This window comes from Parabacteroides goldsteinii DSM 19448 = WAL 12034 (assembly GCF_000969835.1).
Lineage (GTDB): Bacteria > Bacteroidota > Bacteroidia > Bacteroidales > Tannerellaceae > Parabacteroides > Parabacteroides goldsteinii.
The window spans coordinates 1,904,599-1,917,956 of record NZ_KQ033913.1 but is presented as its reverse complement, the minus strand read 5'-3'; the positions used below and the strand labels follow the sequence as shown (position 1 = coordinate 1,917,956).

Annotated in this window: 6 protein-coding genes; all 6 read left to right on the top strand. The window is 45.4% G+C overall.

Translation table 11 applies throughout. The features are described 5' to 3' along the window. Window positions 1–5 precede the first annotated feature (5 nt). The 6 genes from HMPREF1535_RS20855 to HMPREF1535_RS20830 all read left to right on the top strand — a co-directional run bounded on the left by HMPREF1535_RS20855 (window position 6) and on the right by HMPREF1535_RS20830 (window position 13,264). On the top strand, window positions 6–1,151 hold the full coding sequence (locus HMPREF1535_RS20855) for an MFS transporter (protein WP_010802781.1): 1,146 nt from the start codon (window positions 6–8) through the stop codon (window positions 1,149–1,151). 6 nt (window positions 1,152–1,157) lie between these two features. Beyond that, window positions 1,158–4,055, top strand: a complete 2,898-nt coding sequence (locus HMPREF1535_RS20850; RefSeq protein WP_046147662.1) for a glycoside hydrolase family 38 N-terminal domain-containing protein — start codon at window positions 1,158–1,160, stop codon at window positions 4,053–4,055. A 473-nt stretch (window positions 4,056–4,528) separates the two neighbouring features. Further along, window positions 4,529–6,841 (top strand): GH92 family glycosyl hydrolase, encoded by a 2,313-nt coding sequence (locus HMPREF1535_RS20845; protein ID WP_046147358.1) that lies wholly within the window; start codon window positions 4,529–4,531, stop codon window positions 6,839–6,841. A gap of 23 nt (window positions 6,842–6,864) precedes the next feature. After that, the gene (locus HMPREF1535_RS20840; RefSeq protein WP_046147357.1) at window positions 6,865–9,147 is read left to right on the top strand and encodes a GH92 family glycosyl hydrolase; all 2,283 of its coding nucleotides are present in this window, start codon (window positions 6,865–6,867) and stop codon (window positions 9,145–9,147) included. Window positions 9,148–9,336: 189 nt separating this feature from the next. Beyond that, the gene (locus HMPREF1535_RS20835; protein WP_007658079.1) at window positions 9,337–10,902 is read left to right on the top strand and encodes an ATP-binding protein; all 1,566 of its coding nucleotides are present in this window, start codon (window positions 9,337–9,339) and stop codon (window positions 10,900–10,902) included. Between the two features lie 421 nt (window positions 10,903–11,323). Beyond that, a complete protein-coding gene (locus HMPREF1535_RS20830) occupies window positions 11,324–13,264 on the top strand; it encodes a UDP-N-acetylglucosamine 4,6-dehydratase family protein (protein ID WP_082207567.1) in 1,941 nt (646 codons plus the stop codon). Window positions 13,265–13,358: the final 94 nt, after the last annotated feature.

Below are 13,358 nucleotides of genomic sequence, written 5' to 3'. Positions count from 1 at the left end.
ATACCATGAATAAACAAAATTCGAAAGCCATTTATCCCATCCTCTTCGGTTTCTTTGTGATGGGTTTCGCTGATGTTGTCGGCATAGCAACCAACTATGTAAAGGTAGACTTCTCCCTGTCCGATACATTGGCAAACCTGATTCCGATGATGGTTTTCCTTTGGTTCGCCCTGTTTTCTATTCCGACAGGAGTTATGATGGGAAAGCTCGGACGACGTAACACGGTGGTCATCGCGTTGGCTGTTACAGCTCTGGCGATGTTGCTGCCTCTGTTCTTTTATGACTTTGCCTGCATCCTGCTGGCCTTTGCCTTATTGGGGATCGGTAATACTATTTTACAGGTTTCCCTGAATCCGATGGTGGCTAATGTAGTTAGTCCGGACCGTATTACGAGTGTCCTGACTCTGGGGCAATTTATCAAGTCGATTTCCTCTTTCCTCGGCCCGATCATTGCCGGGGCGGCTGCCTCTTTCTGGGGTGACTGGAAATTGATATTCCTTGTTTACGCAGTAACGACACTGATCTCTACGATCTGGCTGATCTCCACGATCCCGGGAAAGGAAAAGCTGGAAGAGGCCGGGGCTACCTTTGCTACCACCTTATCCCTGTTCAAGGATAAATATATCGTATCCCTGTTCCTGGGGATCCTTTTTATTGTCGGTATAGATGTCGGCTTGAACACTACTATCCCCAAGTTGCTGATGGAACGGACAGGTATGCCCGTTTCCGAAGCCGGACTGGGTACCAGCCTTTATTTTGCCGCCCGTACGATTGGTTCGTTTGCCGGAGCTTTCCTGCTGGCGAAACTCTCCGGTGCCCGCTTCCTGAAATATAGTATGTTTGTTGCGATAGCAGCATTTGTCTTGTTGTTGCTGGTTCCGGATATGTGGAGCATGTTTGTTATGATCGTTATTGTAGGGTTGGCGTGTGCGAATGTCTTTTCGATCATCTTCTCATACGCCCTTCAGCACAAGCCGGAACGGGCAAATGAAATATCCGCTCTGATGATTATGGGAGTATCCGGTGGTGCCCTGATAACGCCGTTGATGGGAATTGTAGCCGATGGTTTCGGACAGGTTGCCGGATTGTCCATCCTCCTGCTTTGCATCCTTTATATTTGTATAATCTCTTTTAGAATCGATAAAAAATAGATGCTTATGAAAACGCTTAAAACCTTATTCCTGACAGGGCTGGCATTGTTTGTCCTGTCATCCTTTGCCTGGAGCGCTTCGACCGCTCCGCCGGGGATCGAGACGCATCTCTTTCCCGCTTTGTATAAAACAGCGAAAGGACCGGTACAGAAAGTACGGGTTACGGTAAAACACGAAGGAGCCTCCGCCAATGCAACGATTACCCTGGGCGATCAGTCCCGGAAAGTGAAATTGAATGACGGGCCGAATCCCTTCTTTTTTGAGATACCGCAGGTACAGTCTACCGTGCAGTTGCCTCTGACAGTAACTGTCGGTAAGGAACAAGAATCTACCCGGGTGGAAGTAAAACCTGTCCGTCACTGGCAGATGAATATGGTGCAGCATACGCATACCGATATCGGTTACACCCGTTCGCAAACCGAAATCCTGGCAGAACATCTCCGTTACATCGACTATGCGCTCGACTATTGCGACGCCACCGATAATTACCCCGACTTTGCCAAGTTTCGCTGGACCTGCGAAATCGCCTGGGCCGTCAGCGAATACCTGAAATGCCGCCCTGCCGAACAGATCGCCCGCCTGAAAAAGCGGGTAGCCGAAGGACGCATCGAACTGGCTGCCATGTATCTGAACTTCGACGAATTGCCCGACGAACAGACATTGGCCGCCTCCCTTTACCCGTTGAAGGCTTTCCGTGAAGCTGGAATGAAAGCGGAAGTCGCTATGCAGAACGATGTGAACGGTATCGGCTGGTGCTTCACTGAATTTTTTGCCGATGCAGGTGTGAAATATGTCAATATGGGAACACACGGTCATCGTGCCCTGATATGTTTCGACATACCGACCGTATTCTGGTGGCAGTCTCCTTCCGGAAAAAAGGTGTTGACTTATCGTGCCGAACATTACAACCAGGGAAACTTCTTCGGTATCCACACCGATAACTTCGAGCAGTTCGAAGAACGCGTCCTGAATTATCTGGGTGAAATGGAAGCCAAGAACTATCCGTACGATATCGTTGCCGCCCAGCACTCCGGTTATTTTACCGATAATTCGCCCCCTTCGACAAAGAGTTGCGAGATGCTGATGAAGTGGAATGAGAAATACGAATGGCCCAAACTCCGCACGGCAGTTGCCAGCGAGTTTATCAAAGATGTAGAGACGAACTATGCCGATAAGATACAGACCATCCGTGGCGCATGGCCTGACTGGTGGACAGACGGTTTTGCTTCCGGTGCCCGTGAAGCGGCTATTTCCCGTATCACTCATTCGGACATTATCGCTAACCAGGCTGGTCTGTCTTTTGCCGGTATGCTGGGAGCCAAACTTCCTGCCCAGATCGGTAACCAGATAGACGACATCAACAAGGCCCTGCTGTTTTATGATGAACATACATTCGGTTACAGCGAAAGCGTCCGTAATGCCTATTGCAAGGAAACCTGGGAGCAGCGTTCCCTGAAACAATCGTATGCCTGGGAGGCTTACCGTCATTCCGGTTTGCTGGGAGAAGTGACGATGGGATTGTTGCAGTCTTTCGTGCCGAAAGCCGAATATCCCTCGGTGGCTGTCTTCAATACGTTGAACTGGACATATAGCGGTATAGCCAAAGTGTATATCGATCACCAGATATTACCTCGCGAAAAAGCCTTTGAAATAGTGGATGCTTTCGGGAATATCATTCCTGCGCAACCGGCGGAAAGCCGTTCGGACGGTACTTACTGGTCGCTTTACGTGAAAGACGTACCTGCTTTCGGGTATGCCCAATATTATATAAAGGTAAAAGACGAGCCTCGTCCTGCCGTGCAATTGGCAGATAAATTGGAGAATGCTCATGTCGAGAATCCCTGGTATGCCATCGACTTCAATACTCGCAAGGGAACCATCAGTAAACTGTTCGACAAGGAACTGAACAAGGAGCTGACTACCCCGAATGCCGAGTGGGAACTGGGCGAATTTATCTACGAGATCATCGACAGCCGTCATCCGATGGAACAGTACCGCGCACCGCAATTCCTTCGCCGCCGTCCCGAACGGATCCGTTTCGAGCGTTACGAAAAGGGAGCGATCTGGGATACGTATCGTTTCCGTGGCGAGACCGTTGCCGGTCGTGAACCGAACAACCTGATGGTCGAGTTCCGTGTATTCAATGTGACAAAGAAGATCGATATTGTTTACCGTCTGCGTAAAAAAGCCATTACCGATCCCGAAGCTGTCTATATCTCGTTCCCGTTTGAGGTGAATCAGGGAAAGATATTCCTGGATGTTCCCGGCGGAACGATCGAAGCGGGTGTAGACCAGATTCCCGGTTCATCGAACGACTGGTACACCGTCCAGAACTTTGCTACGGCGCGTAACAGCGAATCGCAGGTCGTGATGGGCAGTCCTGAAATACCGTTGATGCAGTTCGGGGCAATCAACACCGGACGCTATAAAGCCGGTGCCGTTCCCCAATCCACCAATATGTATTCCTGGCCGATGAACAACTATTGGGTAACCAATTTCAATGCCGACCAGATGGGTGAACTGCAATGGAGTTACTTTATCAATTCAAGCAAAGACAACTCGATTGGTTATGCCACCCGTTTTGCCTGGGAGAACCGCATCCCGTTCCTGACCCGCGTATTGCCGGCGGGAGCGAAGGGAAGCAAAGTCGTATCTCCTGCTTCCGTGTTCAATATCTCATCCGACAACCTGTTGCTGGTGAATATGAAACCTGTTGAAGGAGAAAACGCCGTGATGCTTCAGTTGCGCGAGATTGCAGGAAAACCGGCTGAATTTGCCGTTACTTCCGATAAGGTCAACTTTACGAAAGTCACTGTTTGTGATGTAGTGGGAGACCCGGTTGCCGGAAATGCAACAACAGATTTTGTCCCCTGGGAGAATAAGTTTATAAAACTTTCCTGGTAATCTATCTGTAAGATAAAGCGATGCCACTTATGAAACTATCCTTCTGTGATAAAGGATTTTCATAAGTGGCATCGCTTTATTATTATGACCCGGTAAATAAATGGTTGAAATGCCGGAAACAATGTTTCCGGGGACCTGACCCACCGTCGAAATGGAATTTACAATGTTTCCGGGGACTTGACCCACCGACGAAATGGAATTTACAATGTTTCTGAGGACCTGACCCACCGACGAAGTGGAATTTACAATGTTTCCGGGAGGTCGACAGTGGGTTATCTCCCCGGAAACATTGTTTCTCGTAAAGGCACTCACTTCCCGGATTATTATGTAAAGAGCCCCTTTATGTGATTTTGTATGTGAATTAAAGATATTTGTATTCTTTCTCTTCCGGATTGTCTTTATCTTTGTGTGATTAATGAATTTGATGATTTGGCTTCATTTAAACATATAAATTCAACCCAAAATAAGAAAACATGAATAAGAAAAATGTATTGGCTATTGCTTTGGTCGCGATGACGGCCTGGATTGGAAAGCCAGCTATGGCAGCTCCCGGTAACGACGCCTTTGACCCGGTAGAGTATGCAATGCCGTTGATGGGAACTCAATCGAGCTTTGAACTATCGACAGGAAACACTTATCCCGCCATTGCCCGTCCCTGGGGGATGAACTTCTGGACTCCCCAGACAGGAAAGATGGGAGACGGATGGCAGTATGTATATACCGCAAATAAGATAAGAGGATTCAAACAAACCCACCAGCCGAGCCCGTGGATCAACGATTACGGACAGTTTGCCATTATGCCTGTTGTGGGCGCTCCTGAATTTGACCAGGATAAACGTGCCAGCTGGTTCTCCCATAAGAGTGAAGTGGTGAAACCTTATTATTATAAAGCCTATCTGGCCGATCACGATGTGATAACGGAGCTGACTCCGACCGACCGTGCCGCTCTGTTCCGTTTCACCTTCCCGGAAAACGACCATTCTTACATAGTGGTAGACGCGTTGGATAACGGTTCTTATATCAAAGTCATCCCGGAAGAGAATAAGATTATCGGTTACTCTACCAAGAATAGCGGCGGTGTTCCCGAGAACTTCAAGAACTACTTTATTATCGAATTCGATAAACCTTTTACCTACGAAGCGACGTTTGCCGACAACACGCTGAAGGAAGGTTCGAAAGAACAGACTTCCAGTCATGTGGGTGCCGTGATCGGTTTCAAGACGAAGAAAGGCGAGATCGTTCAGGCCAAGGTGGCTTCTTCCTTCATCAGCTTCGACCAGGCTGCCATCAATATGAAAGAATTGGGTAATGATAATTTCGATACCCTGGTTTCTAAAGGCAAACAAGCCTGGAACGATGTCTTGGGTAAGATCGAGGTAGAAGGAGGAACATTGGACCAGTACCGTACATTCTATTCCTGCATGTACCGTTCACTGCTTTTCCCGCGTAAGTTCTACGAAATAGATGCAGCCGGAAACGTAGTTCATTACAGTCCGTATAACGGTGAAGTGCTGCCGGGATATATGTTTACCGATACCGGTTTCTGGGATACGTTCCGTGCCCTGTTCCCGTTCCTGAACCTGATGTATCCGTCTATGAACAAGGAAATGCAGGAAGGTCTGATCAATACCTATAAGGAAAGCGGCTTCTTCCCCGAATGGGCAAGTCCGGGACACCGTGGTTGCATGGTGGGTAACAACTCGGCTTCCATCCTGGTAGATGCTTATATGAAGGGCGTAAAGGTCGATGACCTGGAAACGATGTACAAAGGCCTGATCCACGGAACGGAAAACGTACACCCGACTGTGTCTTCCACCGGCCGTCTGGGACATGAGTATTACAACAAACTGGGATACGTGCCTTACGATGTCAAGATCAATGAAAACGCAGCCCGTACGCTGGAATATGCTTATAACGACTGGTGTATTTATCAGATCGCCAAAGAACTGGGCCGCCCGAAGAAAGAACTCGACCTGTATGCTAAACGTGCCATGAATTATAAGAATCTGTACGACAAGGAAAGTAAGCTGATGCGCGGAAAGAATGCCGACGGTACTTTCCAGTCACCGTTCTCTCCGTTGAAGTGGGGGGATGCTTTCACCGAAGGCAATAGTTGGCATTATACCTGGTCTGTCTTCCACGATCCGCAGGGACTGATCGACCTGATGGGTGGCAAAGACTCTTTTGTGATGATGCTTGATTCTGTATTTGCCGTTCCGCCATTGTTCGACGACAGTTACTACGGACAGGTAATCCATGAGATCCGCGAAATGCAGATCATGAACATGGGTAACTATGCACATGGCAACCAGCCGATCCAGCATATGATCTACCTGTATAACTACGCCGGACAACCCTGGAAAGCGCAGTACTGGGTACGTGACGTAATGAATAAGATGTACACTCCGACACCTGACGGTTATTGCGGTGACGAGGACAACGGCCAGACTTCCGCCTGGTATGTATTCTCAGCCCTGGGATTCTATCCGGTGGCTCCGGGTACTACGCAGTATGTGTTGGGCGCCCCGTTGTTCAAGAAGGCAACACTGCATTTCGAGAATGGAAAGAACCTGGTGATCAACGCTCCCGAAAACAGCGACAAGAATATCTATATCGAGTCGATGTCATTCAACGGCGTGAACTATACCAAGAACTATCTCGACCACAACGAACTGCTGAAAGGCGGTGTCCTCGATATTAAGATGGGCGACAAACCCAACCTGAACAGAGGTGTTAACCCGGAAGACTTCCCTTATTCATTCTCAGTGGATGAAAAGAAGAAATAATAAATACTGAATTGAATACTAAGATGAAATTAAACAAAAAAATCAAGACATCTGTTGCCTTGCTGGCTTCAGCTTTTTTACTGGCCTCCTGCGCTGCCGGAGGAGGTCTCCCGTCGGAGCAGAAAAGCCCGGTAGACTATGTCAATCCCTATATGGGAAACATCAGTCACTTGCTGGTGCCTACCTATCCGACCGTACATTTACCTAACAGTATGCTCCGTGTTTATCCGGAGCGTGCCGACTTTACAGGTGATATGTTGAGCGGACTGCCGGTTATCGTAACCAGCCACCGCGGAAGTTCTGCTTTTAATCTGAGTCCGTATCAGGGAGAAGAATCCGGATTGAAGCCGGTTATCAATTACAGTTATGACCATGAGAAGATCTATCCGTATCGTTACCAGGTATATCTGGACGATAATAATATAGATGTAGACTTCGCCCCTTCGCATCAGAGTGCCGTCTATGGCATCACTTTTGAAGGAGAAGGGCCTGCCTATCTGATCTTCAACAGCCGTAACGGACAGTTGAAGAGCGATGGAAAGAGCGTCAGCGGTTACCAGTTCGTAGACCGGAAGACGAAAGTCTATCTCTATGCCGAAACAGACAAAGCTCCGCAACAATGTGGCGTATTGGGAGATAACACCGTGAAATACGGCGAAACATCGGTAGAAGGTAAAGACGCTGCCCTTGTCCTCTCTTACGGAAATGACGTAAAGAAACTCGGTGTGCGCTACGGTATCTCCTTCATCAGCGAAGACCAGGCAAAGAAGAACCTCGAACGTGAGATTGCTGCCTATGATGTGGACGTTGTAGCCAAGATCGCCCGCAACGACTGGAACGATGCCCTCGGCAAAATCCAGACGCAAGGCGGAACCAACGACGACAAGACCGTATTCTATACCTCTTTATACCGTTGCTACGAACGTCCGGTCAACCTGAGCGAAGACGGCCGTTACTACAGTGCCTTCGACGGTCAGATCCATGAAGACGGCGGTCGTCCGTTCTATACCGACGACTGGATCTGGGATACCTACCGTGCAACCCACCCGTTGCGTATCCTGATCGATAACGAACGTGAAAGCGATATCATCAATTCCTTCCTGTTGATGGCGGAACAGATGGGTACGAACTGGATGCCGACCTTCCCGGAAGTGACCGGCGATTCGCGTCGTATGAACTCCAACCATGCCGTAGCCACCGTGATCGACGCCTGGAAGAAAGGCCTGCGCGGCTTCGACCTGGAAAAGGCCTATATCGCTTCAAAGAAAGGTATCGAAGAGAAAACACTGATCCCCTGGTCGGCTGCCCCTGCCGGATGGTTGGATGATTTCTATAAGGAACACGGTTATATCCCCGCATTGAAACCCGGCGAAAAGGAAACGGTAGCCAACGTCTCTATCTGGGAAAAACGCCAGCCGGTAGCCGTTACGCTGGGAACAGCCTACGACCAATGGTGTCTCTCACAGATAGCAGCCGAACTGGGTAAGACTGACGAAGCCAAACATTACCTGCGCGAATCCTACAACTACCGCAACCTGTTCAACCCCGAAACCCGTTTCTTCCATCCGAAGGATAAGGACGGCAAGTTCATCGAACCGATGGATTACCGTTATGACGGTGGCCTGGGTGCCCGCGATTATTACGATGAGAACAATGCCTATGTGTATCGTTGGGACGTACAGCATAATATCGGCGACCTGATCTCTATGATCGGTGGTGACAAAGCATTTGTTTTGGATCTCGATTCCATGTTCAACGAACCGCTCGGTATGTCCAAATGGAGTTTTTATTCCTTCCTTCCCGACCATACCGGCAATGTAGGTATGTTCTCGATGGCCAACGAGCCGAGTTTGCATATCCCGTATCTGTACAACTACGCCGGTCAGCCCTGGAAGACACAGAAACGTATCCGTACGCTGTTGAACCAGTGGTTCCGTAACGACGTGATGGGTGTCCCCGGTGATGAAGACGGTGGTGGTATGTCTGCTTTCGTAGTGTTCAGCCAGATGGGATTCTATCCGGTTACTCCCGGTTCGCCTACCTATAATATAGGTAGCCCGGTATTTACCGATGTAAAGATCGACCTGGGTAACGGAAATACGTTTGAGATCAAAGCAAACAACGCTTCCGAAGAAAACAAATATGTGCAGTCGGCCCGCCTTAACGGCGAAGTCCTGAACCAGCCCTGGTTCCAGCACAGCGACATTGCCCAAGGCGGTCTGCTTGAACTTGAAATGGGCCCGAGAGCCAATAAAGAGTGGGGGACAAAGACACCTCCGCCTTCAGCAGCTCCGATGCCTCAATAATGATTTTCTTTCCGGATTTGATCTGGAATTCTTAAAATAAAATCAGCCAGGTAGCATATGGGTTTGCTACTTGGCTGATTTTTTTTGATATTCTGTTGTGGTCGATATTAATTGGTTGGTTGTTTCCGCTTTATACGGATAAATGTTTATCTTTGTTCAACAACTAGATAAAAGTTAAAATAGCGTATAATGATGAGTCGTAAATTACCGATAGGAATACAAGATTTTGAAGATATTCGGAATGGGAACTATTTGTATGTCGATAAAACAGCATTGATTTATGAATTGGTGATGAAGGGAAAGCCTTATTTTCTCAGTCGTCCCCGTCGTTTCGGAAAGAGTTTACTGATTTCTACATTGGAGGCCTATTTTCAAGGAAAAAAAGAACTATTTGAAGGTTTGGCCATTGAAAAATTAGAACAGGAGTGGAATACTTATCCGGTGTTGCATCTTGATTTGAATGCCCGTAAATATGAAACGGAAGCAGATCTGGTAGCTATTTTAAATCAATATTTGGAAATGTGGGAAGCTGTTTACGGAGATGAAATGAAATTGCGTGTTCCGGAAGAACGTTTCTTTTATGTTATTCGTCGTGCTTGGGAACAAACCGGGCGTCAGGTAGTTGTTTTGATCGACGAATACGATAAACCTCTTTTGCAGGCGATTAATAATGAATCTTTGATGGAAGCCTATCGGCGTACGATGAAAGCGTTCTATGGCGTTCTCAAAAGTGCTGACCGTTACTTGCGTTTTGTATTCCTGACCGGTGTCACTAAATTTGCACAAGTAAGCGTTTTTAGTGATTTGAACCAACTTAATGATATAAGCCTCGACTATAATTATGCAACTCTTTGCGGTATAACACATCAAGAGTTAACTGCGAACTTGCGTCCCGAATTGGAACAGCTAGGTCAAATGCAGTCACTGACATGGGAAGAAACAGTTGAAATGATGGTGAAGCAATACGACGGCTACCACTTTCATCCGAACCGGGAGGGAGTGTTTAATCCTTTCAGTACGTTAAGTGCATTAGACAAAAGAGAGTTTGGCGATTATTGGTTCCAGACCGGAACTCCCACCTTTTTGGTAGAGTTATTGAAGAAAAGTGAATACGACCTTCGTCTTTTGATCGATGGTGTAGAGACACAAGCATCGGCTTTTACCGAATACCGTGCTGAACGGAACAACCCGATCCCGTTAATCTATCAAAGCGGATATCTGACAATCAAAGAATACGATGCTCGTTTTAAACTCTATAAACTGGAATTTCCAAACGAAGAAGTGCGTTACGGATTCCTAAACTTTATCACTCCTTTCTATTCTTCCATCACTGAAGAAGCAAGAGGCTTCTATATCGGTAAATTTGTCCATGAACTGGAGTCCGGCGATGTCGATGCTTTTATGCGACGTATGCGTGCTTTTTTTGCGGATTTCCCTTATGAATTGAATGACAAGACAGAGCGTCATTACCAGGTTGTCTTTTATCTGATCTTTAAATTGATGGGGCAGTTCTGTGATGCAGAGGTCCGTAGTGCCAAAGGCCGTGCGGATGCAGTTGTCAAAACCGGAGAATATATTTACGTTTTCGAATTTAAGTTGGACGGAAGTATAGAAGATGCTTTACAACAAATAAACGATAAAGGATACCTGTTACCTTATCAAATAGATCATCGTAAACTGATAAAAGTCGGTGTTTCGTTCGATCGGAAAGAACGAAATATCGGAGAATGGGGAATCTTCCATGATCTCCAATAGCTTCCTAACCTTAACCGATTTGGCTATAAAGATTAAAATCATGCTGAGAGTGCAAAAACTAATTTAGGTAAACTTTCTTTATAAATAATATTCAATAATTGACAAGGTGAAAGTGAAATGACTAGAAAAAACGATCGTTTTTTCTAGTCATTTATTCGTGTGCAAAATTATTCTTTATAATCCAATAATCAAAGCCTTTTCAGAATTATTATGACCTTAATTATCAATATTTCTCCTCTGATTTATACAAAATCTCTGTTAATCAATGATTAATGATTTTAAACAGAAAAAGGATGACTAGAAAAAACGATCGTTTTTTTTAGTCATCCTTTTCTTTGTGTAGGCTTTGAAAAACAAGCGATAATCGTCAGTTCAATTATGGGACTGACGAGCATTTTTATAACATATAACTAGTATTAATGTGTTGAAAATCAAAGATTTTATTATCCTCTTCTCGAAGCAAAAATACTTCAATCGCTGGGTAATCTTTTTTATAGACCTGTTTTTCTCGGTTTTATCCACTTTTTTAGTATTTGCGACCCTTGGCAATATTTTGAAAATAAGTCTGCCGGTACGTGAGTTTATTTATATAAATCTCTTTTCCATCCTATGCAGTACAATTTGTTTTCTTTCCTGCCAGACCTATAAAGGTGTCATTCGTCATTCAACTTTTACAGAGACGGGGCGTATTGCTATTGCCTCTTTTGTGAAAGCTACTTTGATGATTGTAGCCCTTTCCTGTTTTATCCACTCGTTATCTTTTCTTCAAATCTTTTTAGGAGGTTTGCTTGATTTATTCCTGACTTTCTTTATTCTGACAACGTTTCGTGCTTTATTAATAATGATGTATAGCATGATAGTTAGAAGTATTGCTTCCAATAATGAGAAGTTATTAATTTATAGGGAAGAAGGTACATCATCAAGCTCATCTGTAATTTCTCTATGGAAACAATCCGATAGTTGTCAGATTGGAGGATATATACGAATAGGGGAGAGAAGTAAAATTCGTATAGGAGGCTATCCCGTTTATTCTGTCAAGAATCAGATGGAATTTAATGCTTTAGTGGATCGAAAAGGGATCAAGACGATTTTGTTTACCGACTATCATGTCGTAAAAGCAGAAAGTGAACGTCTGGTGCGTTATTGCGAGAAAAAAAAGATTCGTATGTTGGTATTTTCAGCAATGAACGAGTTAAAAAGCAGAACAGTCAACCTGCATAATTTACCTGAGATTCGTATTGAAGACCTGTTAGGGCGTGATGAAATAAATATCAATCTAAAAAAAATAGCAGGTGAATTAAAAGGAAAAGTTACGCTGGTTACAGGAGCTGCCGGTTCTATCGGTAGTGAACTTTGTCGTCAACTATGTAAATTAGGATTAAAGCAATTGATCTTGTTTGATAGTGCCGAGACACCTATGCATACTCTTCGTCTGGAGTTGGAAGATCGATATCCGGAAGTTGTTTTCACTCCGATTATGGGAGATGTCCGGATGTTGGCTCGAGTGGAAAGTGTTTTTAAACGATTCCATCCTCAGTATGTTTTTCATGCGGCAGCCTATAAACATGTTCCCTTGATGGAAGAAAACCCTTGCGAAGCTGTGCACACCAACGTCCAGGGAACCTGTAATATGGCAGACATGTCTGTAAAATATGATGTAGACAAATTTATCATGATCTCTACGGACAAGGCGGTTAACCCTACGAATGTGATGGGAGCCTCCAAACGTTTGGCCGAAATCTATGTACAAAGTCTGAGTATTGCGATAAATAAAGGAATCCATCCTGGTAAAACTCGATTTATCACTACTCGTTTTGGGAATGTATTAGGGAGCAATGGTTCTGTTATTCCTCGTTTTCGTGACCAACTGGCAAAAGGAGGTCCTTTGACCGTCACTCATCCCGACATCATCCGTTATTTTATGACAATTCCGGAGGCCTGTCGTCTTGTTTTGGAAGCTGCATTTATGGGAGAAGGGAACGAGATTTTTGTGTTTGATATGGGGACTCCGGTAAAGATAGCCGATCTGGCACGTCGAATGATAGAGTTGGTAGGTCTTATTCCCGACAAAGACATTGAAATAAAATATACCGGTCTTCGTCCGGGTGAGAAATTGTATGAAGAGTTGTTGGCAACTAAGGAAAATACGCTTCCTACCATAAATGCTAAAATTTTCCGTGCGAAAGTGCGTGAATATGATTTTGCCGAGATATCAGCCGGTATTGATCATTTAATAGATTTGGCAATCCAAGTAGAAAAGTTGGAAACCGTAAAAATGATGAAATCGATCGTGCCGGAGTTTATAAGTCGGAATTCGGAGTATGAGAAACTGGATTGGGAATCCAAGGTCAAATTAGAGTAAGGATTAAAAAGAAGAATAATAGATATATTTACTTAATAAAATGGTAAAGCAGGTACGTTATTAGAAGATAAATCAAGAAAAGTAAATAGTTTAC

What these genes read in the sequence shown, in the direction of transcription:
- HMPREF1535_RS20855 (WP_010802781.1), top strand. Translation starts at nt 6, where the DNA reads ATGAATAAACAAAATTCGAAAGCCATTTATCCCATCCTCTTCGGTTTC.
- HMPREF1535_RS20845 (WP_046147358.1), top strand. Translation starts at nt 4,529, where the DNA reads ATGAATAAGAAAAATGTATTGGCTATTGCTTTGGTCGCGATGACGGCC.
- HMPREF1535_RS20835 (WP_007658079.1), top strand. Translation starts at nt 9,337, where the DNA reads ATGATGAGTCGTAAATTACCGATAGGAATACAAGATTTTGAAGATATT.
- HMPREF1535_RS20840 (WP_046147357.1), top strand. Translation starts at nt 6,865, where the DNA reads ATGAAATTAAACAAAAAAATCAAGACATCTGTTGCCTTGCTGGCTTCA.
- HMPREF1535_RS20850 (WP_046147662.1), top strand. Translation starts at nt 1,158, where the DNA reads ATGAAAACGCTTAAAACCTTATTCCTGACAGGGCTGGCATTGTTTGTC.